21 protein-coding genes, 1 tRNA gene, 1 other RNA gene, 1 pseudogene and 1 other annotated feature are annotated in these 22,353 nt (G+C 56.9%); of the genes and pseudogenes, 2 read left to right on the forward strand and 22 right to left on the reverse strand.

All coding sequences use genetic code 11. The features are described from left to right. From queA to ilvB, 13 genes are all read right to left on the reverse strand, one after another. Positions 1-1,020 (reverse strand): tRNA preQ1(34) S-adenosylmethionine ribosyltransferase-isomerase QueA, encoded by a 1,020-nt coding sequence (queA, locus tag ACWGXE_RS17450; RefSeq protein ID WP_447599282.1) that lies wholly within the window; start codon positions 1,018-1,020, stop codon positions 1-3. Then, positions 1,020-2,075 carry a SpoIID/LytB domain-containing protein gene (locus ACWGXE_RS17455; protein WP_447599283.1) on the reverse strand — a complete coding sequence of 352 codons (1,056 nt, stop codon included), beginning with the start codon at positions 2,073-2,075 and terminating at the stop codon, positions 1,020-1,022. The genes queA and ACWGXE_RS17455 overlap by 1 nt, the downstream gene beginning before the upstream one ends. A 179-nt stretch (positions 2,076-2,254) precedes the next feature. Next, the gene (locus ACWGXE_RS17460) at positions 2,255-2,509 is read right to left on the reverse strand and encodes a DUF2905 domain-containing protein (RefSeq protein ID WP_447599284.1); all 255 of its coding nucleotides are present in this window, start codon (positions 2,507-2,509) and stop codon (positions 2,255-2,257) included. A 3-nt stretch (positions 2,510-2,512) separates the two neighbouring features. After that, a complete protein-coding gene (locus tag ACWGXE_RS17465; protein WP_447599285.1) occupies positions 2,513-3,532 on the reverse strand; it encodes an aspartate-semialdehyde dehydrogenase in 1,020 nt (339 codons plus the stop codon). A 33-nt stretch (positions 3,533-3,565) separates the two neighbouring features. After that, entirely contained in the window at positions 3,566-4,771 is a 1,206-nt protein-coding gene (locus ACWGXE_RS17470; RefSeq protein WP_447599286.1) for an NHL domain-containing protein, read from the reverse strand. A 10-nt stretch (positions 4,772-4,781) separates the two neighbouring features. Continuing rightward, complete coding sequence (gene leuB, locus ACWGXE_RS17475; RefSeq protein WP_447599287.1) at positions 4,782-5,855, reverse strand: 3-isopropylmalate dehydrogenase; 1,074 nt, start codon at positions 5,853-5,855, stop codon at positions 4,782-4,784. Between the two features lie 29 nt (positions 5,856-5,884). After that, positions 5,885-6,247: a cupin domain-containing protein gene (locus tag ACWGXE_RS17480; RefSeq protein WP_447599289.1), complete on the reverse strand. Its 363-nt coding sequence runs from the start codon at positions 6,245-6,247 to the stop codon at positions 5,885-5,887. Between the two features lie 98 nt (positions 6,248-6,345). Next, a complete protein-coding gene (locus ACWGXE_RS17485; RefSeq protein ID WP_447599290.1) occupies positions 6,346-7,893 on the reverse strand; it encodes a 2-isopropylmalate synthase in 1,548 nt (515 codons plus the stop codon). A gap of 183 nt (positions 7,894-8,076) precedes the next feature. Beyond that, positions 8,077-8,316: a binding site (T-box leader), on the reverse strand. Beyond that, positions 8,313-9,113, reverse strand: a complete 801-nt coding sequence (pssA, locus tag ACWGXE_RS17490) for a CDP-diacylglycerol--serine O-phosphatidyltransferase (RefSeq protein ID WP_447599291.1) — start codon at positions 9,111-9,113, stop codon at positions 8,313-8,315. It overlaps the preceding feature by 4 nt. After that, positions 9,110-9,760, reverse strand: a complete 651-nt coding sequence (locus tag ACWGXE_RS17495) for a phosphatidylserine decarboxylase family protein (protein ID WP_447599293.1) — start codon at positions 9,758-9,760, stop codon at positions 9,110-9,112. The genes pssA and ACWGXE_RS17495 overlap by 4 nt, the downstream gene beginning before the upstream one ends. Positions 9,761-9,808: 48 nt before the next feature. Next, positions 9,809-10,822 carry a ketol-acid reductoisomerase gene (gene ilvC / locus ACWGXE_RS17500; protein WP_447599294.1) on the reverse strand — a complete coding sequence of 338 codons (1,014 nt, stop codon included), beginning with the start codon at positions 10,820-10,822 and terminating at the stop codon, positions 9,809-9,811. A 63-nt stretch (positions 10,823-10,885) separates the two neighbouring features. Then, positions 10,886-11,404, reverse strand: a complete 519-nt coding sequence (ilvN, locus tag ACWGXE_RS17505) for an acetolactate synthase small subunit (protein ID WP_447599295.1) — start codon at positions 11,402-11,404, stop codon at positions 10,886-10,888. Positions 11,405-11,420: 16 nt separating this feature from the next. Beyond that, positions 11,421-13,196, reverse strand: coding sequence for a biosynthetic-type acetolactate synthase large subunit (gene ilvB, locus ACWGXE_RS17510; protein ID WP_447599296.1), 1,776 nt, complete (start codon positions 13,194-13,196; stop codon positions 11,421-11,423). A gap of 315 nt (positions 13,197-13,511) precedes the next feature. On the opposite strand from ilvB, the pseudogene ACWGXE_RS17515 reads away from it, so the two are divergent. Beyond that, positions 13,512-13,622: pseudogene (locus ACWGXE_RS17515) on the forward strand (hypothetical protein); the annotation flags it as partial. Positions 13,623-13,688: 66 nt separating this feature from the next. On the opposite strand, the gene rnpB reads toward ACWGXE_RS17515, so the two are convergent. Then, an RNA gene (gene rnpB, locus ACWGXE_RS17520) (RNase P RNA component class A) lies at positions 13,689-14,100 on the reverse strand. A 143-nt stretch (positions 14,101-14,243) separates the two neighbouring features. Here rnpB and rnhC point away from each other — a divergent pair. Then, positions 14,244-14,903 carry a ribonuclease HIII gene (gene rnhC / locus ACWGXE_RS17525; RefSeq protein ID WP_447599297.1) on the forward strand — a complete coding sequence of 220 codons (660 nt, stop codon included), beginning with the start codon at positions 14,244-14,246 and terminating at the stop codon, positions 14,901-14,903. On the opposite strand, the gene ACWGXE_RS17530 is transcribed toward rnhC, so the two are convergent. The 8 genes from ACWGXE_RS17530 to hisA all read right to left on the reverse strand — a co-directional run bounded on the left by ACWGXE_RS17530 (position 14,900) and on the right by hisA (position 22,349). Continuing rightward, entirely contained in the window at positions 14,900-15,676 is a 777-nt protein-coding gene (locus tag ACWGXE_RS17530; RefSeq protein ID WP_447599298.1) for a zinc ribbon domain-containing protein, read from the reverse strand. The two genes, rnhC and ACWGXE_RS17530, sit on opposite strands and share 4 nt — an antisense overlap. Positions 15,677-15,738: 62 nt before the next feature. Continuing rightward, positions 15,739-15,815: transfer RNA gene (locus ACWGXE_RS17535), tRNA-Ile, on the reverse strand. Positions 15,816-16,015: 200 nt separating this feature from the next. Continuing rightward, a complete protein-coding gene (rpoD, locus tag ACWGXE_RS17540; RefSeq protein ID WP_447599300.1) occupies positions 16,016-17,821 on the reverse strand; it encodes an RNA polymerase sigma factor RpoD in 1,806 nt (601 codons plus the stop codon). Between the two features lie 12 nt (positions 17,822-17,833). Continuing rightward, positions 17,834-19,648, reverse strand: a complete 1,815-nt coding sequence (gene dnaG / locus ACWGXE_RS17545) for a DNA primase (protein WP_447599302.1) — start codon at positions 19,646-19,648, stop codon at positions 17,834-17,836. A gap of 138 nt (positions 19,649-19,786) precedes the next feature. Further along, positions 19,787-20,131 carry a histidine triad nucleotide-binding protein gene (locus ACWGXE_RS17550; RefSeq protein ID WP_447599303.1) on the reverse strand — a complete coding sequence of 115 codons (345 nt, stop codon included), beginning with the start codon at positions 20,129-20,131 and terminating at the stop codon, positions 19,787-19,789. 1 nt (position 20,132) lies between these two features. Then, entirely contained in the window at positions 20,133-20,810 is a 678-nt protein-coding gene (gene hisIE / locus ACWGXE_RS17555) for a bifunctional phosphoribosyl-AMP cyclohydrolase/phosphoribosyl-ATP diphosphatase HisIE (RefSeq protein WP_447599304.1), read from the reverse strand. Beyond that, on the reverse strand, positions 20,800-21,615 hold the full coding sequence (gene hisF / locus ACWGXE_RS17560; RefSeq protein WP_447599305.1) for an imidazole glycerol phosphate synthase subunit HisF: 816 nt from the start codon (positions 21,613-21,615) through the stop codon (positions 20,800-20,802). The genes hisIE and hisF overlap by 11 nt, the downstream gene beginning before the upstream one ends. Continuing rightward, positions 21,609-22,349 (reverse strand): 1-(5-phosphoribosyl)-5-[(5-phosphoribosylamino)methylideneamino]imidazole-4-carboxamide isomerase, encoded by a 741-nt coding sequence (gene hisA / locus ACWGXE_RS17565; RefSeq protein ID WP_447599306.1) that lies wholly within the window; start codon positions 22,347-22,349, stop codon positions 21,609-21,611. The genes hisF and hisA overlap by 7 nt, the downstream gene beginning before the upstream one ends. Positions 22,350-22,353: the final 4 nt, after the last annotated feature.

Below are 22,353 nucleotides of genomic sequence, written 5' to 3' on the forward strand. Positions count from 1 at the left end.
TCAACGAATCAGCATCGCGTCTCCATAACTATAGAATCGGTAGCGCGCCGTCACCGCGGCGGCGTACGCGTTCCGAAGCCGTTCCGTCCCTGCAAAAGCAGATACCAGCATCAGCAAGGTCGTCCGAGGCAGATGAAAATTGGTGAGGAGTCCATCTATCGCGCGAAACACGAACCCGGGCTTGATAAACAACGACGTCTCCCCGCGAAGCGACCGCACCTGTCCGCTTGACCCTGCAGCGCTCTCCAACGCACGGGTGACGGTCGTGCCGATCGCCACAACTCTACCGCCACGGATGTGCGTGTCTTGAATCATCTGCGCCGTCCGTTCGGGCACTTCCATGACCTCCGCATCCATGCGGTGCTCTTCAACATGATCAGCCTTCACCGGACGGAACGTTCCCGGCCCAACGTGCAGGGTCACGGTGGTGAACCCGATACCCCGCCGCTCCAAGTCGGCGACCAACTGCTCCGTGAAGTGCAGTCCGGCTGTCGGCGCCGCGATCGCGCCCTCGGCGCGCGCAAACACCGTCTGATACCAGTCATAGTCTTCTCGGACCGGCTGCCGCTTGATATAGGGCGGCAGCGGCATCCTGCCGAATTTCTGAATCAAATCATCGACCACTCCTCCTCCTTCGATCCGTACGGTCGTGCGGGTCCGGCTGCGCTCCGTCACAAGAAGGCGGACCTCCGGCGACACCCGAATGAGATGGCCCGCGCGCAATTTGCCCTTGATCAAGACCTCCCATGTCCCTTGTCCGGCATCCCGCACGAAGAGAATGTCCACCGCCTTTCCGGTGTGGATGACCTGGCCGCCGACTCGAGCCGGTAAAACCTTGGTATCATTCGCCACCACCAGGTCGCCGCTCTTCAACAGCTCCGGCAAATCGGCCACCAGGTGATGGCTTATATCCCCGGTGGCGCGATCCAGGACAAGCAAGCGGGCTCGATCGCGCGGAGTCTCGGGATGTGCGGCGATCAGCGACGGGTCGAACGGAAAGTCAAAATCCGAAAGCAGCATTACGGAGAAGGAATTGAAGGCGCCGACAACGGCGTCACAGCGGCGTTGCGCAATTCCGTACCGGGGTAATAATACCGCAGAATACTCGTAAACGGATAGCCGAGTTCCGCCAGCTCCTTTGCACCCCACTGGCACAGACCCACGGCGTGGCCCGCGCCATATCCGGCGAAGACCACATTCACGCCGACCGACTCGATTTCAAACTGGGTGCTTGGGATCACCGTGTAGCCGACGGCTTTCCGTAACTCTTCCCCTCTCAACAGCAATTCCCCACGAGAATGCAAAATTCTCAGTTTCGTAACACGTCCCGCGCGGCTGTAGGCAATGGGCGTAATCGTCGCAATTGTTCCGACAGAGAAGCCTTGTTCCCGTAAATGCTCTTCAAGGCGGTCCATTTTCACACTCGCCTTCCATTGATAATAAGGCGAGCTCAGATCGAACGGACATTCGACTCCCTTGAGGTAAGGCAAATCCTTGGCCCACACATTCATTGAATCCTCGGTCGGGCCGGCCGCCGTCGACGAAAACGCGGCGTAGATAGGAGCGTTCTGGTAGGTCATCACCATTCCTCTTGTCAGCTCAACCGCTTGCTCGACCCGCGCATTCACACCGTAGCGGCCCCGATAGACCTGATCTTGAATCGTGGCCACGAGATCATACTCGCGCGCAGCGCTCAACGCCTTGTTATAGAGGGCATAGGTACGGGCTGCCACGGCTTGGACCTTCAACATTTCCGGGTGCCAAGAAGAACTGACTTCCGAAGGGACGACGCCTTTTACGTATTCCTCGAGATCGACCTGATTGATAGCCGAGAGTCCTTTACCCCGGCGCATGATGCGGACTGTCCCGCTGACCGGCATACCGGGGACATCTGCCGAACTCAAGCCGGCGGTCGTAGCAGCTTTTGACTTCCCCCGCAACGCGGGAAGCGTTTTCGGAAAGGCCAGCGACAAGATGGAGCGGCTTGGCCGAATTTCTACTTGTTCGCCCGTAACTTTCTTCCCATTCACCACCAATCCGGCACCGATCGCGGACACAATCACAGGAAGTTTCACGGTCCGAGACGCGCCGTTCTGAGACACCAGAATCACGTCTGTCGCTGAACGGACTTCGACATGAGGGATGTCTTGAGCCAATAGCACACGAACCGATTGTGCGGAAACTATGGCCGGAAGGCACACACAAAGAACCGAGAGCGCGAGGCCAAACCAGACACGGGCTGCAAAGAGTAGCGTTAACGGCGAAAGAGCCATGAGAGAAGATAGAGCAAGAGGCTTACTGCAACACTCACGACCAAACTAGTCGCGATCGGGAAGTAGAAGCTGTAATGTTCCCGCTTGACTGCAATGTCCCCTGGAAGCCTGCCGATCCAGTTCAGGCCGCTACCGAGGGCCGGAAATCGGTCCGCCAAGCTGAACAGAATTCCGACCACCATGACCCCGAGCCCGATCAGAATCAGCACACGGCCGAATCCAGTCCACTCCGACATGGCTCATTGTACCAAACACTCGGCGATTTGCACGGCATTTAGCGCCGCGCCCTTTCGTAGATTATCGGCGACGACCCAGAGATTAAGGCCATGCGGAATCGATTCGTCCTCTCGGACTCGTCCGACATACACGTCGTCTTTTCCGGCTGCATCGAGCGGCATCGGATAGAGCTTGCGCGACGGATCATCAAAGACCAGCACGCCAGGCGCCGCAGACAGAACGGCTCTCGCCTCATGCGCGGTGAGCTTCCGCTCGGTTTCAATGTTGACGGCTTCGGAATGGCACACATAGACCGGCACCCGGACCGTCGTCGCCGTAACCTGGATGGTCTCATCGCCCATAATCTTCCGCGTTTCATGGACCAGCTTCATCTCCTCTTTGGTGTAGCCGGAGGGCAGGAAATCATCGATGTGCGGGAGGCAATTGAAGGCGATCTGGTAGGGATACACCTTGGGCGTCGGTTCTTTGAAGCTCAGAAGGTCCTTGCACTCCTCCATCAGTTCATCCATCGCCTCTTTGCCAGTGCCGGAAACCGACTGAAAAGTCGTCACCACGATACGCTTCACCCGGGCCTGGTCATGCAACGGTTTCAGGGCGACCACCATTTGAATGGTCGAACAATTCGGATTCGCGATGATACCTTTGTGTCGCGCGAGATCATTTCGGTTGACCTCGGGCACGACCAGAGGCACGCTAGGATCCATGCGCCACGCGGCGCTGTTGTCGATGACCACGGCGCCTTGTTGCACGGCAACAGGAGCATACTCCCGGCTCACGTCCGCGCCGGCCGAGAACAAGGCGAGGTCCACCTCGTGAAACGAATCGTTGGTTAAGAGTTGAACGGGGATATCTTCTCCGCGAAAGGTCACCGTTCCTCCCACGGACCGGGAAGAAGCAAGCGGGAGCAATACATCGACCGGGAAGTTTCTCTCTTCCAACACGTCGATCATCTCGGTGCCGACGGCCCCGGTGGCCCCGACAACGGCGACCCGATAGGCCGGCTTCTTTCTCAATAAAGACATGGTCTCATTCCATACCACGGCTGATATAGGCTGTCACGCTGTCAACCGCCGTACTCGGTGGTTAAATGTATCCGCGACAAAGATCGCTCCGCGATCGTCGATCGCCAAGCCGAAAGGATAGCTGAAGGTGGCGCCATCGGCGGGCCCCCGATCGCCGGAGAAGGCAGCCGTTCCATTTCCGGCAACTCGGCACGCCACATGCCGAGTTTTGTCGTACATGCGCAATAAATGGCTGTCGGAATCGGTGAGAAAAATATTGCCTTGCCGATCCACCGCAATGCCGTAAGGCCGCGATAAGCTGACCGACTCGTCTCCGTCCTGGAAACGATACTCGCTACCGTCTCCGGCGGCGGTCTGAATGGTTCCCGTTTCGAGATCGACCGAACGGATCCGGCCGTTGAAGGTATCCGCAATATAGAGGATCCCATCGGGTCCGAGGGCCAATCCGCTTGGTCCTGCGAGGGCAGCGTCTGCAGCGGGCATCCCATCCCCGTTATACGCGGCGGTCCCATTACCGGCGATCGTCGAAATTCGGCCCGTCCTCAAGTCCACGGCTCGCACGCGATTGTTGCTTTGGTCTGCGATATACAGACGATCCCGCCCATCAATTACCAGTGCAGCCGGATCTTGAAGAGAAGCGGAAACGGCGGGTCCTCCATCACCGGAATACCGGGCTTGGCCGGTGCCCGCGATCGTACGAATGATTCCGGTGGCGGCAGCAACCATCCTGATCCGGTGATTCAACGTATCGGCGATATAGACATTCCCATCTTTATCCACCGCCACGGCGGTCGGAAAGTTAAACAGCGCGTCCGATGCCGGTCCGCCATCGCCGGCAAACCGCGTTCTGCCGATGGCTTCGCCTGTCACAAACCTGACTGTCCCGCTGAGGTCGGCCACCTGTGAGAAGGCGGGAGCCTGTTGAGCCGGCGTCTCACCCAATGGATCTTCTTCAATTTCGCCGGTCGAGCAGGATGCCGCTGGACCAGCCGGTGTAGCTGGCGCAGAAGCACGAGGGGGCGATCCGGCGATGGTTGAAATGACTCCAGAAAGACGATCGACTCTGCGAATGACATGGTTCTCGGAATCGGCGATATAGAGATGGCCGTGACCATCGACCGCCAATCCTTTCGGTTCATTGAGCGACGCAGCATGAGCCGGTCCACCGTCTCCCAAATATCCGGGCTCCCCGATGCCGGCAACCGTTTCAATGATGATAGATTTGGAGGACATAGCCATACGATCTCGACTAGGAGACATTAGTTACGATCGCATTGCCCATGTCTGCGGTTCCGACCAGTTTCATCCCGTCGGCCTGAATGTCTTTAGTTCGATATCCCGATTCCAAGGTCCGGACAATGGCCTGTTCAACGGCCTCGGCCTCTTTATCCAACTGGAACGCGTATGACAGCATCATGGCAGCCGAGGCGATCGTGGCAATGGGATTCGCGATATTCTTACCGGCAATATCGGGGGCGCTGCCATGGATTGGTTCGAACAGTCCCACCTTCGCTCCGATGCTCGCGGAGGGCAGCATCCCGATCGAACCGGTCAACATGGCGGCTTCGTCGCTCAGAATATCTCCAAACATGTTGTTGCACAGCAGTACGTCGAATTGCTTGGGATTCCTCACCAATTGCATGGCGCAGTTATCCACATATATATGATGGAGCTCGACGTCGGGATAGTCCCGCTGCACTTCGACGACGACTCGCCGCCAAAGCTCGGAGGATTCCAGCACATTAGCCTTATCGACCGAGGTGACCTTTTTCCGGCGCTTCCGCGCGGCGTCGAAGGCGACCTTCGCAATGCGCCGGATTTCCTCCGTGGTATAGACTTCCGTGTTAAAGCCTCGTTCGCCTCCGGAAGGGAGCTTTTCGATTCCCTTGGGTTTTCCGAAATAAATTCCGCCGGTCAGCTCGCGCACGACAAGTATGTCTATGCCTTCGACGACCTCTCGGCGCAATGTGGAAGCGTCCACGAGACCGGGATAAAGTTTCGCCGGACGCAAATTGGCATAGAGACCTAGTTGTTCTCGTATGCCCAGCAGCGCCCGTTCCGGCCTGAGACTATATTCCAGCGTTTCCCATTTGGGCCCGCCGACAGCACCGAGTAAAACCGCATCGGACTGTTTCGCCAAGGCCAAGGTATCTTGTGGCAAGGGCACACCCACTTTATCGATGGCATGTCCTCCAATGTCCCCGGGCGCAAACTCGAAGGTATGCCCGAATCGCTCGGCCACCTTCTTCAACACCTTGACGGCCTCGGGCACGATCTCACGGCCGACCCCATCACCTGCCAACACCGCTATTCTTGCCTTCACTCTCTTCCTTCCTTTTGAGCAACTACAAGCTATTCGAGAATGTCTTCGTCTTCCATTTTCCAAGCCGGATCGACCAGGCAAATAAACTCGATGGCCTCGCTCCCATGGTTCAGCAATGATTGCTGTGCGCCCGGCGGCACATAGACCAGATCGCCCCTGGAAATTTTCATAGATCGATCTTCGACCGTGAACGTCCCTTCACCGGCCAAAAAAAAGTATACTTCCGACGAGCGAAGCCGATGCCTAAGTGATTGAGTCCCCGGATCCAGATAGCCGTGAGCCAAGCTGTAGCCGACTTTCGCATCCGTTTTGTCGGGATGCAGGAGTTCACGGAGACAGGTTCGGTCTCCGGCTATGAATTCGGCACAGTCACTGAGCCTGGTGACGAACATGAACCACCCAACAATCAGTGCAATCAGTCAGATCGGCACATCCGAGTTTCCCACGGGCCGCATCATAGGGATTGAGGACTCTACCCTCAGGATGCGAATCAAATCAAGCCGACCTTCCGCCCCCCATCCCCTTGCTTGGATGAAAAATAGGCCAGCTTATTCAGGGCATTGAGATAGGCTCTAGCGGCCGCCGTAATAATATCGGTATCGGCTCCGTGTCCCGTCACCGTGCGTCCATTTTCCTCCACGCGGACAGAGACCTCTCCCTGCGCATCGGTTCCTCCTGTGATGGCGTTTACCCCGAACATGAGAAGCGTGCTCTTCGTCTGAAGCATCGCCGCAATAGTGCGATACACTGCGTCCACCGGCCCGTCCCCCGTTCCCGTATGGGTATGGGCCCCCCCATCGAACTCCAACTCGACCGTGGCGGTCGGTGTTTTGGTGGTCCCGCTTTCCACATGAAACGACTTCAGGACCACGCGTTCCGGCATCTTGGCCAATTCTTCGGACACGATGACCTCGAGATCCTCCTCATAAATCTCCTTCTTTTGATCGGCCAAGCGCTTGAATCGCTCAAAGGCATGATTCACGTCCTCGTCGGTGAGGACATAGCCCAATTCTTCGAGCCGCTGGCGAAACGCGTGGCGTCCGGAGAGCTTTCCCATCACGAGTTTGTTCTGTTCCAGCCCGATGGATTCAGGGCGCATGATCTCGTAGGTGGTTTTGTCCTTCAGCAGTCCGTCTTGATGAATGCCGGAGGTATGGGCGAAGGCATTCGCTCCGACAATGGCCTTGTTCGGCTGCACCACCATTCCCGTAATTTTGCTGACCAGGCGGCTGGTCTTTGAAATTTCCTCCGTATTGACGGCCGTATCGGCGCCGTAGAAATCTCTCCGCGTGCGCAATCCCATGACGACCTCTTCCAGCGACGTATTCCCGGCTCGCTCACCGATGCCGTTGATCGTGCATTCGATTTGTCCCGCCCCGTTCGAGACAGCCGCAAGACTATTGGCGACGGCAAGTCCGAGATCGTTATGGCAATGGACTGAAATCACCGCTTGCGCGCTATTGGGCACATGTTGCTGAATACCGCGGATCAACCGCCCGAATTCCTCGGGAATCGCGTATCCGACGGTATCGGGGATATTGACCGTCCCGGCTCCGGCTTCGATGACCGCTGCGACGACCTCATAGAGATAGGAGGGATCCGATCTGCTTGCATCCATGGGAGAAAATTCCACGTCCTCGACATAACTGCGAGCCAACCGGACCATTTCCACCGCACGTTTCTTAGCCTCATCCCTGGTCATGCGAAATTGATGCTTCAAATGGATGTCCGAGGTCGATAAGAACGTATGGATACGGATCTTGGGGGCTCCTTTCAGGGCTTCCCAAGCCCGGACAACGTCCTCCTGACGCGCCCTGGCCAGGCTACAGACCGTCGGACCTTGGACTTCCTGAGCGATCCGCCGCACGGCTTCAAAATCCCCGGGCGAGCTATACGCAAATCCCGCCTCGATGATATCGACGCCGAGACGAGCCAGTTGTTTGGCGATCAGGAGCTTCTCCTCGATATTCATGCTGGCGCCCGGCGACTGCTCCCCGTCTCGCAACGTCGTATCGAAAATCTTGATCATCCGTGTCATGGGTTTCTCCTCCCTCTCAGGGCGCTCAAAACGGTTTGGCGGACAGCGGGACAGAGCCGCAACCACAGCTCCTTCACTGGAGAAGCCGAAGCCCGACACCCGGTTAACTTCACCGCCGATAGGCTGTAACTGGACGAGAGGAAGGAAAGAGATCGGACAACAGGCCTTCCTCCCGTCACATTACCCAGGGACGAAGGCCTACGCGCTCCGTGGTACCACCCCGATTCGGCGAAAAACCCCATACGGTAGTTTTATCGCCCTTCATTGCCATCCGTCACGAGGATGAATCGGAGCCCATTACAACCGGATCGGATTCACGGGCTCGGCTCGGAGGCGAGTTCCGCGGGCAATCGGCTGGTTCGCACCATCCACCAGCTCTCTATACGATTACGGCCGCGTACTACTCCTCGTCAGCGCCGCTATTCTTTTGCGTCGAGCACCGGCATCTCCGGCTTCCCCGCCTGCTTACTGATTGCTTTCATGAGGGCAGTTGAAGCCCGCGTGACAGGACCGGAGAGAGCATAGCCGGCAAAGATAACAAGTATCATAACCTGAGGCCACGCCACAATCAGCATCAACGCCAGAATACCCCAGACCAGATAGGTGAAATGTTCACCGCGGCGGAACCTCAGATCCTTAAAGCTTCGATATTTGATCGTGCTGACCATCAGAAACGCGAGACCCAAAGTGATGACGAGGATAATGATCGGTTTGACCTGAGACCCCATTTTCGTGATGTGCAAATCGAAAATGACCAGCGAGGCCACGACCCCGGCAGCGGCCGGTATGGCGAGACCGGTAAAGAACTTGCTGTCCGCAGAGGAGACCGTTGCATTGAACCGCGCCAGTCGCACGGCGCCCATGGCGACATAGGCGAACATGACCGCCACACCGAACATCCCTTGTCCATTGAGGGCGAACGAATAGATCAGAAGTCCCGGCGCCACACCGAATGAGACCACGTCCGCCAAGGAATCAAATTCGACGCCGAATTGACCGGTGCTGTTGGTGAGCCTGGCCAGTTTCCCATCCAACATGTCGAAAATCATCGCCACTAGAATCGCAATCGCAGCCGCGAGATGGTTGCCGTTGAAGACGGACAGGATTGAATACACGCCGCAGAACAAGTTCCCTGTGGTGCAAAGATTCGGAATCAGGTACATCGCCTGACGCTTCCGGTTCCCTCTGGTCAATGCCCCGCGCATGGCCGACGCTTTCATGGGAGTTCTCCTAGGACCGTTTCTCCCCCCTTCACGCGGTCGCCGACCGCCACGCGCACGGAGGTCCCGGCCGGCATGTAGGTATCCATTCGTGAACCGAAGCGGATCAGCCCGAATCGCTCCCCACGTTCCACCCGATCACCCGGCGATACCCAACAGACGATCCGCCGCGCAATGAGACCGGCCACTTGGACACAGAGAATTTTCGCGCCGGAGAGCGTTTGGATCATGAGCGCGTTTTGCTCGTTCCGGACACAGGCTTCCGGTTTGTTTGCCGGAACAAAACATCCCGGTTGATATTGAACGCCCGCGATCGTGCCGGCAAACGGAATCCGGTTGATGTGCACGTCGAAGACGTTCAGAAAAATACTGAGCCGAATACTCTTATCTTTCAGATAACGGGGCTCAAATTCCTCTTCAATGGCAATGACTTTGCCGTCGCCGGGAGCCACGATCGCTCCGGGCGCCTGGGGAATGGTCCGGCTGGGATTTCTGAAGAACCAGGCTGTAAAGATGGTGAGCGCGCCGAATATCCCGGCCGGGATTACCCAGCCGATCATCCCCGTGACAAGGGTCGCGCCGGCGAGGACGCCCACAAATGGAAACCCCTCTTTGGCGATGGGAATTCCGACGGCACGATCAGCCATGCTTTCACACCTTCCCTATCAGGGTACCATAGGCAGACAACTGCGGGGCTAGTTTTTATTCTTATCGACTAATTGATCTTTCTTGAGCCAGGGCATCATCGCGCGAAGCCGGGCGCCGACCTCTTCGATTGGATGCGCTTCGCCTTTTTTCAATAATGCGTTATAGACCGGTCGATTGGCCTGATTTTCGAGCACCCATTCCTTGGCGAACTGACCCTGTTGAATCTCGGCGAGAATCCGCTTCATCTCCTGTTTGGTCTGCTCGGTCACGACACGGGGGCCGCGCGTGACATCCCCGAATTTCGCCGTGGTGCTGATGGAATACCGCATGTTGGCAATGCCGCCCTGGTAGATCAAATCGACGATCAGCTTCACTTCATGCAGGCACTCGAAGTATGCCATTTCCGGGGAATACCCCGCTTCGACGAGCGTTTCGAACCCGGCTTGAATCAACGAGGTGAGGCCGCCGCACAACACCGCCTGTTCGCCAAACAGGTCGGTTTCCGTTTCTTCACGAAAGTTCGTTTCGATGATACCGGCCCGTCCTCCGCCGATTGCGCTCGCATAGGCCATGCCGACTCGGCGTGTGTCCCCGCCGGGATCCTGATGAACCGCCAACAGACAGGGAACTCCGCTGCCTTTCGTGTACTCCGACCGTACCAGGTGTCCGGGACCTTTCGGCGCGACCATAAAGACATTGATATCGGAAGGGGGGACGATTTGGCCGAAATGAATATTAAATCCGTGGCCGAAAGCCAGATAGGAGTTCGGTTTCAGATTGGGAGCGATGTCTTGCCGATAGATCGCCGGCTGCGCTTCGTCGGGCGCAAGGATCATCACAACGTCGGCCCCTTTCACCGCATCTGCCGACGGCATGACTTTGAGCCCGCTTGCTTCGGCTTTTCGCCATGAACCGCCTTCGCGGAGACCCACCACGACGTTGACGCCGCTCTCTTTTAAATTCAGCGAATGCGCGTGCCCCTGGCTGCCATATCCGATCACTGCGACCTTTTTTCCTCTGATGAACTGCGTGTCGGCGTCCTTGTCGTAATAAATCTTCATGCGTGAACTCCTCGGTGAACAATGCCGTCGAAAGATTCAATGAATCAGGCGAAGAAGCGCAGCCTACTCCCGGGCCACCTTTTTTGGTTGGGTGACTGCAGGCCTGACCGGTTCGCGCGCGATCGCCACGCGGCCGGTTCGGATCAACTCTTTGATCCCGAGCGGTTGCAGCAGATTGATGATGGCTTCGATCTTTTTAGGATCCCCGGTCACTTCGATCGTATAGGTCGTCGGCGTTGAATCAATGACATTGGCCCGAAAAATATCGGCGATCCGGAGCGCTTCCGCCCGATCTTCCGCCTTCGTATGGACCTTGATCAAAGCCGTCTCGCGGGAGACGAACTCGCTCTCGTTCAGATCCACCACTTTGATCACATCGATGAGCTTGTTCAGCTGCTTCACGATCTGTTCGACGATCCGATCGTCACCCGACGTGACAATCGTCATCTGTGACATTGTGGCATCCAAAGTCGGAGCAACCGACAGACTCTCGATATTGAACCCCCGCCCACTGAAGAGTCCCGCAACTCGCGACAACACACCGAATTTGTTCTCAACGGTGACGGAGATGATATGTTCCATTCAGACTTCCTGCCTTCTATGCCGTCAAGATGGTGTCTTTGTCCTCGCTCGTGCTCGTGCGTATCCCCGCCTGCTTTTTCTTGAGTTCCGGCGGGTCTTCCAGAATCATTTCATGATTGCAGCCGCCAGCCGGAATCATCGGATAGCAGTTTTCGTAAGGATAGGTCGGTACATCCACCACGACCGGCTTATCGGTATCGATCGCCTCTCTGAGAACCGCGTCCAAATCCGCGACGGCGTTCGCGCGCAAACCCACCGCACCATACGCTTCCGCCAGCTTCACGAAATCGGGCGTGGTATCCAAATAACTGGAGGCATACCGGCCCTCATAGAACAGATCTTGCCATTGTCGGACCATGCCGTGGAATCGATTATTCAGAATGATAACCTTGACGGGCAGCTTATGAACCACGGCGGTGGCCATCTCCTGCATATTCATCTGAACGCTGCCGTCCCCGGCCACACAGAGGACCAATCGACCCCGAAATGCCGCTTGTGCGCCCATTGCGGCAGGAAATCCAAATCCCATCGTACCGAGCCCGCCGGAGGTCAACCACCGGTTCGGTTGCGCCAGCTTGAAATATTGCGCCGCCCACATTTGGTGCTGCCCCACGTCGGTGGAGACGATCGGGTCGCGATCCTTCGTCAACTCGTAGAGCCGCTTGATGACATGTTGCGGCTTGATCGGGCCGCCGGCATCCTGTTGATACGCGAGCGGATGGGCCGTCTGCCATTCCCGAATCTGGTCCCACCACGGCTTTCTGAGCACCTGTTGATCGCCGTTCACCGTCGCCCTCAGAATCTGATTCAATTCGCGCAGGACCGCCTTGCAATCGCCGACGATTGGAATGTCGACGTGGATGTTCTTTCGGATGGATGTCGGGTCGATATCGATATGGATAATCTTTGCGTAGGGACAAAACTCCGATACTTTACCGGTCACTCGATCGTCAAATCTCGCTCCCACCGCAATCACCAAGTCCGAGTAATGCACCGCCATATTGGCCCAATAGGTGCCGTGCATGCCCATCATTCCCATGGACAGCGGGTGTTCGCCCGGGAAAGCCCCGAGCGCCATTAAGGTCATATCGACCGGAATTTGGGTCATTTCGGCCAATTCAATGAGTTCCTTGGAGGCTCCCGAGAACACCACGCCTCCCCCGACGTAGAGGACGGGCTTTTTGGCTTTCATGATGGCTTCCGCCGCCTGCTTGATCTGCCACTTGTTACCCTCATAGGTAGGGTTATATCCACGAATGGACACCGAGTTCGGATAGGTGAACTCCGTTTTGGCCATAGAGACATCCTTTGGGATATCGACCAGCACGGGACCCGGCCGACCGGTTGTCGCGATATAAAACGCCTCTTTAATGGTCATGGCCAAGTCATTGACGTCCTTCACCAGAAAGTTATATTTGGTGCAAGGTCGGCTGAGGCCGATATTGTCCGCTTCCTGGAAGGCGTCGTTGCCGATCAAGCTCGTCGGCACCTGTCCGCTGAAGCACACGAGCGGAACGGAGTCCATATACGCGTCGGCCAACGCCGTGATGACGTTGGTCATGCCGGGTCCCGAGGTCACGAGTGCAACTCCGGCTTTGCCCGTAGCTTTGGCATAGCCTTCCGCCATATGGCCGGCTCCCTGTTCATGACGGGTGAGGATGACTTCCACATCTTTTTGCTGATGCAGCATGTCGAAGATTTTGAGGACCACCCCGCCGGGAAGCGCAAAAATCGTCTTCACACCCTCGCGCTTCAGACTTTCGATAAAGATTTCGGATCCGGTGAGCTTCATATGGACCTTCCCTTCATACTCTGCCTGTACCTGACAGAAGGGTTGAAAGATGAGGCATTACCCGCGATCGGCCGATACGGACGACAGCAATGTTATAGAAAAATCAACGGGTAAGATAGCGGATCGTACCATCGGGCATCAAGAGAGGTCAATAGAGAGAAGCGAAGAATCCGTGCCATGGCCGGCCACGATACACTGAGGTGCACCGGCAACGCGACCGACATTCAGATCATGCGGTTTCCTATGCCATCGCATATCCCATCCGTCACGATCTACTCCAGAAACGGCTGTCATCTGTGCGAAGTCATCTATCGCATGGCCCGGCGTATCCAAACAGACTTGGCATTTCAACTGCGATATGTCGATGTGGAGGCTGAGGCTGATCTGGCTCATCGGTTTGGAGAACAGGTGCCGGTAGTGCTGATCGATGGGCGCGAGATATTTTTCGGAAGAATCACGGAGAGCCAGCTGCGACGGGCCATTGAAAAAGCGCGTTGGAGGAATCCTATAAGCCGGATTCTGTCCCGCCTGAAGCTTGCGCTCAAGCGAGGGCGATCATTTCTCTAGGACTTGTGTCGCCACAAGCCTCAAGCGACCTACCCGGAGACTCGGCCGGGCCGGCCTTTTCTGATCCAGCTCGCAAACGAGCCGTTCAGCCGTCTCCCTATTTGGCCTTGCTTCGGACGACGCTTACCGTGCCGTTGATGTCGCCACCAACGCGGTGGGCTCTTACCCCACCGTTTCACCCTTGCCTGTGCCGTAACGTTGAGGCGCGACGGCCATCGGCGGTCTGTTCTCTGTGGTGCCGGTGTCGGATTACTCCGCCTGGGTGTTACCCAGCGTCCCGCCCTTGAAGTCCGGACTTTCCTCTCGTCCCGCGACGAGCGATCACCCGTATTCCTCCAGCGCACACAACAGTATACGGAGGCCCCAATAATGTTTCAACAAGGATAATGAGGGTGTCATGCCATCGTCGATCAAATTGACCCTCTGGGTCGCGTTTGTTACATTGGCGGCCACCACACGTTCCATGCGGAGTTCTACCGATTGGCCACCGGCGGCGACTTCTCTTTTCTTGCACGTATCGGAATCGATGAATCAGGCAAGGGCGACTATTTCGGCCCATTGGTCATCGCTGCGGTCTTCGTTGATTCGTCTAGCGAGTCCGACCTTGCCCTGCTAGGAGTTCGTGACAGCAAGAACATTTCAGACCGGCGTATTGACGAGATGGCACCCGACATACGCCGGGTATGCCGCCACAGCGTGGTCGCCATTGGGCCGCAGCGATATAACGAACTCTATGCCAAGATCCGAAACCTGAATCGGCTCTTGGCATGGGGGCATGCCCGCGCGTTGGAGAACATCCTTCACCAGGTGGACTGTTCTCTCGCGATTTCAGATCAGTTCGGCGACGAACGATGGATTCTGAATGCCTTGCAGGAGAAGGGCAAAACAATTCGGCTGGTTCAACGCACGAAGGCCGAGGCAGATCTGGCCGTGGCAGCAGCATCCGTCCTGGCTCGTGCGGAGTTTCTCCACCGGTTGCAGCGCCTCTCTCAAGAAGTCGGCACGTCATTGCCGAAAGGAGCTTCGCCGGCCGTCGAATTGGCGGCGCGTATGGTCATCAAGAAACACGGCCGTGCCCGGCTCGGCGCGGTCGCCAAACTGCATTTCAAGACGACCGAGCGAGTAGCCGGCGAGAGCTAAACGGACTCGCCCACTTCGAAATTCCGGGAAGCGTCCGGTTCTTCGGTTTTCTTACTTTCCACACCCGGTTCACCTCCCCAGTAGAGCATGCGGTGGCAATAGGGGCAGGTGTGAAGATTCTCCATGCGCTTAACCTGGGCCACCAACTGGGGAGGGAGCTGTAATCTGCATCCGCGGCAAATGCCCTCTTTCACGGCCGCCAGCGCCTGATCCTTCCGCGTGGACTTGAGCCTGGTGTACTGATCGAGCAATGGTTTGTCCACTTTGGCGGCGAGTTCTTTCTGCTGGCCTTCCAGTTCGGCCAATTCCACTGCAAGTCGCCGATCCTGTTCGTCCAGCGTCGCTTTTTCTCGACCGAAGGACTGTTCAGCCTCCCCCACCTTCATTTGCGCCTCTTTAACCACTCGCTGGAGTTGATCGATTTTTTCCATGGCCAACAAGATGTGCTCTTCGATCTCACCCTTCTTCTTGTTGGCCAAGTCCACTTCAAAGAGATGAGCTTGATATTCCTGATTCGTTTTCAACTGCGCCGCTCGATCCTTCATTTTCCCGATCCGATCTTCGTGCGCCTCGAGATCCTTTTCATGGCTGCGCCGTTCCTTCGTATAACGCTCAACGGCCACAGAAGATTCCGTCAGGATGCGCTTCGCATCATGCAAGGGTGCTTCGGCCGCCTCCAGGCGTTGAGGGATCTTTCGTCGCTGTTCCTTGGCCTCGGCGATGCGCAGGTCCAATTTCTGAAGTTCGATAAGTGGGGATAGTTGGATATTCAACGGTCTCCTTTTTAGGCTGACTGAACAGGTCCCAGCCTCACCGGTCCACACAGACGAACGCCTGGTGGGCCCACTAGGACTTGAACCTAGGACCAGCTGATTATGAGTCAGCCGCTCTAACCACCTGAGCTATGGGCCCGGCGTCACCCAGAACCGGCACGGCGCTTCGTCGAGCACAACGCATGAATGATGTCCGGGAGAACTGTTCACCGCGACAGCCGACCGATGCATGACTCCTGAATCTTTGGCGACCGCGTCCAGTCACCTGCTGCTGAATCGTGATCCCGCGATTGTAGGCTGTCGTGCACCGTCAGTCAAACTCCGCGCCGGGCGTCTCAATTACAAGCTTTCGACGAAGCTGCGCAGCTTCTTGCTTCGGCTCGGGTGGCGCAGTTTGCGCAATGCTTTGGCTTCGATTTGCCTGATCCGTTCGCGCGTGACCTCAAAGTCCTGCCCGACTTCCTCCAGCGTATGGTCGGTGGCTTCGCCGATCCCAAAGCGCTTCCGCAACACTTTTTCTTCGCGAGGGGTCAAGGTCTCCAACGCGCCGTTGATCTGGCGCTGGAGATCATACCGAATCGCCGCCTCAAGCGGCGACACGGCTTTCTTGTCCTCGATAAAATCGCCCAGATGGCTGTCTTCCTCCTCACCGATCGGCGTCTCCAACGAAATGGGCTCCCGGGCGATCTTCAGAATCTTCCGCACCTTATCGAGCGGCAGGTCCATCCGCTCGGCGATCTCCTCAGGGGTCGGTTCGCGACCGAGCTTCTGCACCAGATGGCGTGATGTCCGGATCAATTTGTTGATCGTCTCGATCATGTGCACAGGAATTCGGATCGTTCTCGCTTGATCGGCAATGGCGCGGGTAATGGCTTGCCGGATCCACCAGGTGGCATAGGTGCTGAACTTATAGCCGCGCTTGTATTCAAACTTATCCACCGCTTTCATGAGACCGATGTTGCCTTCCTGGATCAAATCGAGAAATTGCAGCCCGCGGTTCGTGTACTTCTTGGCGATGCTGACAACCAGGCGCAAGTTCGCCTCTACCAACTCAGCCTTCCCCCGTTTGACCCGTTCCTCCGCGACATCGAGATGCCGTACGGCTTCTTTGATTTCCTCCGCGGTGACAAGGGCCTCAGTCGTTTCCAACTCGCGGATTCTGCCCCTCGCCGCCATGAAGCTTTTCTTGATATCGAGCAGCGATTCCTCGGACAACCCGGTCTTTCTCTTGACCGTCAAAAAATCCTTCCGCGTGCGGCACAGCTGCTTGAGCAACTCGGCTCCGGGCTCTCCGCTGATTCCCAACCGGCGCTGGCAGCTTGATGCTTCACGTTCAGCCGTCCGGAATTGAACCGCCAGCTCCCGAACCCGTTGCACCATCCGATCCTTCAACACGGCATGAAGATTAACGGTATCCATCTTCTCGACGACTTGGGCGCGTACGGCATCGATCTGCTTTTTCAGTTTCTTCTGATCCGCGGGATCGTTGCCGACATGGCGGGCTTTTTCGTAAAGGGTTTTTAGGAGACTTGATACTTTGCGGACCGCATTCAGCGCCTCAAGCGTTTTCAACCGCAATTCCTCGAAATCCCGCTCGACTACCTCTTCTTCAAAATCTTCCTCCGTTTCGACCACCGGCACGATTTCCCGCACATCGATTTTGCCGTTCTTCAGTTGGTCCCTCAAGGTCAGGACAAACTCCAGGGTCATGGGCAGTCCATAGACGACGGTGGCAATGTCCTTCTTGCCTTCTTCGATTCGTTTCGCGATCTCAATCTCGCCCTCTCGGCTCAATAAAGCGACGCTGCCCATTTCCTTCAAGTAGAGGCGTACGGGATCATCGGTGCGGCTCAATGCGCCGGGAGTCAGGTCGATTTCCTTCTCATTTTCCTCGATCCCGTCTCCGTCTTCGCTGTCCTCGATCGTATCCTCGGACTCCGAGGGCTTTTGCGCCCGCTCGGCATCGCCCGACTCAACGATCTCGATATCCATTTCCCCAAACATCGTCATGATGCTGCTGAATTGCTCCGAAGACACGACTTCGGCGGGCAAAGTGCTGTTCAAGTCGTCGTAGGTTAGAAACCCCTTTTCCTTCCCCAGGCTGATGAGTTTCTTAACCTCGCCCAGCAGCTCTTGTTTCGGCATAATCACACTCCTTCATTGCGGAGTCGAAGCCGGCAACGGCAGACCGGCCTTCCGCATTCGCAATTCGTTGATCCGCACGTTCAAACGGCGCACTTCATCGTCCCGTTTTTCGCACTCCGCCGCCTTTAATTCGACGATCAGATTTTGCAAATCCATCTCTCGTCGTTTGCGTTCCAGCTTATCAAGACATTCTCTGACATGAGCCCCCAGGTCGTCACAGTGTTGTTCCAACAACGATAGTTCGGTCGCCAAGGCCGCACAGTCAGCATCCGCCAGCATGGTATCGAGCGCCGGACGGGCCGAGAGCCGCCCATCGGGCTGGCGATGCTGCAACGCGATCTCGATCGCGCGGCGGTAAAGCGGCACGACAAACAGCTGCGGCGACAGGCGTCCGACATCGGATGCCGAGAGCCGGCCCTGCAGCAAGAGATGCAACAATTCCCTTTCTTCAGGATGCTGCTTGCTCTGCGGGGCGGCTGCCGCAACGGTCGACTGGCGGGTGTGGGGTTTTCGAACCGTGACCGCCTGGTACCGATCGATCAGACGCTGCTGACTCATTCCAAGCCGATCCGCGACGCGCCGAATGCGTTCCTCGCGTTCGATCGGATGGTCGCCTTTTTGGATGGTACGCAAAATCTCATCGACCGCGCGGATTCGATCTTCTAAAGACCCTCCCTCGGCATTCCGCGCACTCTGTTCCACCGCAAAGTCCAACAGGGTTGGAGCCTTTTCCTGCAAGCGAAGGAATCCTTCCGCGCTGTGGCGGCGAACGAACGTATCGGGATCGTCTCCGTCCGGCAATGACACGACAGTGACGCCCAACCCGCTGTTGACGAAAAGGTCGAGACTCCTCAATGCCGCCCGGACGCCGGCAGCATCCGGGTCGAACAACAACACAACATTCCGGGCGAACCGGCGCATGGTCTGAACGTGTTCGGTCGTCAGAGCGGTACCTAACGTGGCCACGACATTGCGAATACCGGCTTGATGCAGCGCCACCGCGTCGAAATAGCCCTCCACAATAATGCAGCTGTTGGATTGTGCCGCCGCCTCCCTGGCTTGGTCCAAGGCATACAGAGTCTGACCCTTTTTAAAAAGCGGCGTTTCAGGAGAATTCAGGTATTTGGGCGTGTCCGCTCCCACCGAGCGGCCGCCGAATCCGATGACGCGCTTTCGCAGATCAATAATCGGGAACATGACCCGCCGGCGAAAGCGATCATACGCTTGCCTCCCCATGCCCGGTTGCACGACACGTTCGCTTATTCCTACAAGCCCCGCCAGAGACAGTTCCTCGAGAGAATGTCCCCGCTTCTCAAGCGCCTTGATCAGTCCGTCATTCGGCGCAAATCCCATCCCGAACCGCTCCGTCGTTTCAGGATTGATGCCTCGTTCCGCCAAATAGGTCCGTGCCTGTTTCCCGACCGCTGGATCGGCCAAATTCGTCCGATACCAGGCGGCTGCGGCCGCGTTGACGTCTTCGAGGCGTGCGGACCGGACGACAGGTCCGCCGGAAGCACCGGCGTGAGCGTCCGGCACGTCGATGCCCGCGCGACGGCCCAGTTCACGAACAATTTCTGGAAATGGAGCGCCGGTGATCTTCGAAAGGAAAGCAAACACATCCCCACCGGCCCCGCAGCCGAAGCAATGGAAAATCTGACGGGAGGAACTGACGTTGAAGGAAGCCGTTTTCTCTTGATGAAAAGGACAGAGGCCTTTCAAATTTTGACCGGCCTTGGTGAGACTGACGTGTTGGCCGATCACCTCCGCGATATCCACCCGGTCTCTGATTTGGTTGATCAGCTCATCAGGAATCAGCCCACGGCCCATTGTGCCCCTGGCTCCAGTCGAATCGTCCCGCATGCCGGCGTTCGCTCAGCAAGCGGGACCTATTGAGCTCAATAATAAAACGACCGTACAGGCTAACAAACGCGGATTGATGATGTCAAACGACGTAGTCCTGCGACCTTATCCCGGCGGCCAGCTCATCTGGCGTCCGCCCAGCACATGGAGATGCATATGAAACACGGTCTGTCCGGCATCCCGGCCGACATTGGTCACGACCCTGTATCCCGAGTCCGCTAAACCATGGCGATGCGCCATTTCCTTACAAAGCAGCAAGAGCCGCGCCAACAGATCACGATCTTCATTCTCAGAATCTTGGAGGGACGGAACATGGCGTTTCGGTATCACCAGCAGATGCACGGGCGCCTGGGGATTAATGTCGCGAAATGCCAGCGCCTGCTCGTCCTGAAATACGATATCGGCAGGAATGGTCCCTTTGACGATCCGACAGAAAAGGCAGGCACTCACATTACCCTCCTTTTGATGACGCAGCGCGCACGCCGGACTTCCCATATCGGACGGCCAATTCCGCCCACACATCATTGATGGTGATGTTGTGATATCCCAGCACCAGCAAGACATGAAACAGCAGATCCGCCACCTCATATGTGATTTCGGCGCGATTATTATTTTTGGCTGCGAGCATGACCTCTCCGGCCTCTTCCGCCACTTTCTTCAGAATACGGTCGGCTCCTCCCTCCAGTAGTTTGGAAACATATGAGCCCGGTTGCGGAGCCGCTTTTCGATCGAGAATGGTTTGATAAATCCGTTCCAGGATGCCGCCTGCTGCATCATCCGGCGAACTCGGCACGGCTTCAGCTCTCTCATCGAGTTGAGAGAAAAAACATGTCTGGGATCCGGTATGGCAGGTCGGACCGACCGGTTCGGCCTTAACAAGGATGGTATCGCGATCGCAGTCGATCAAAAGGTCTTTCACGATCAACACATGGCCGGATGTTTCCCCCTTTTTCCATAGAGTCCGTCGGGAACGACTCCAGAAGTGGACGAGCTTGGTAGAGATGGTACGCGCGATCGCCTGCTGATTCATGTAGCCGAGCATCAACACCGTCCCGTCACGCCAATCTTGAATCACGGCGGGAATCAACCCGTCGCGATTGAAGACCAGGGAGTCGCGCTTATCCGACATCTGAAACCTCGTCCAATGCTTTGCGAACCGGCACGCCGTACCTCTGCAAATGCTCCTTGGCTTGGCGGATTGTATAAGTCCGATAATGGAACATCGAAGCGACCAGCACCGCATCAGCCCGGCCTCTGGTCAAACCTTCATACAGATGATCGAGTGTGCCTGCGCCACCCGATGCGATGACCGGGATAGTCACGGCCCCGGCAACGGCGGCCGTCAGTTCCAAATCGTATCCGACTTGAGTGCCGTCTTGATCCATGCTGGTCAATAAAATCTCGCCGGCTCCATAGGCAGCCATGCGTTGCGCCCAGTCCACCGCGCACAGTCCCGTCGGCTTCCGGCCGCCATGTGTAAAGATTTCCCATTGCTTGGAAGACGTTCCATCCTTGTTTCGCTGGTCACCAGTCGATCGCTTGGCGTCCAGGGCGACGACAATACATTGGGTGCCAAAACGCTCGGCGGCCTCCTTTACGAAGTCCGGCTGTTGCACCGCCGCGGTATTAATACTCACCTTATCCGCACCCGCGTTGAGCAAGTTTCGGATGTCGGCCAAGGTCCTGACACCCCCGCCGACCGTCAACGGCATAAATACACGTTCCGCGGTCTTTGCCACGACATCTAGAATGGTGCCTCGGTTTTCATGCGAGGCCGTGATATCAAGGAAACAGAGCTCGTCGGCTCCCTCCCGGTCATAAATCGTTGCCACTTCGACCGGATCGCCCGCATCTCGCAAGTCGACGAATCCCACGCCTTTCACCACCCGCCCGTCTTTGACATCCAGGCAGGGAATAATGCGCTTGGTCAGCATGACGGCGCCGCGCTCTCCGTGATCGTCCTGATGGCTTCACCCAACTCTATTCGACCGTCATAGAGCGCCTTGCCGACGATCGCTCCTTCAATCCTGGGCCCAAGCCCGTGAATGGTTTGGAGATCTTCCAGGCGGCTAATGCCGCCGGACGCAATCACGGAAAAGGAGGATTGCTCGATGATCTCCTGTAAACCGGCTATATTGGGACCCGTCAACATCCCGTCCCGTGCAATATCCGTATAGACGACGGCTGCCAATGGATAGCCGGCGAGGTCCCTCAACAGTTCCGCTGCCCTGGTATCGGAGAGGCTGGTCCATCCCTGAATGGCGACTTTGCCGTTCTTGGCGTCCAATCCGAGAACGATGCGGCCGGGGAATTCGCGGCACGCTTCATCCAGGAGCATTCGATTGGATAATGCCGCCGTTCCCAGCACCACACGCCGGACCCCGAGCGAAAGATATCGGCGAACTGTGTCCATTGTGCGAATACCGCCGCCAACCTGAATTTCTGTCGTCACTGTTGCCAGAATCTTTTGAATATGGGCCAGATTCTTAGGCCGGCCGTCCACGGCCCCGTTCAGATCTACGATATGGATCAGCGCGGCTCCGCTGCCCTGCCAACGCTCGGCGACGGCCGTCACATCATCGGAGTACACGGTTTCAGCAGCCATGTCCCCTTGGCGCAGGCGGACGCAACGGCCGTCCTTCAGATCAATGGCCGGAATGATCAGCATGTGT

The sequence above is a fragment of the Nitrospira sp. Nam80 genome (genome assembly GCF_965152575.1).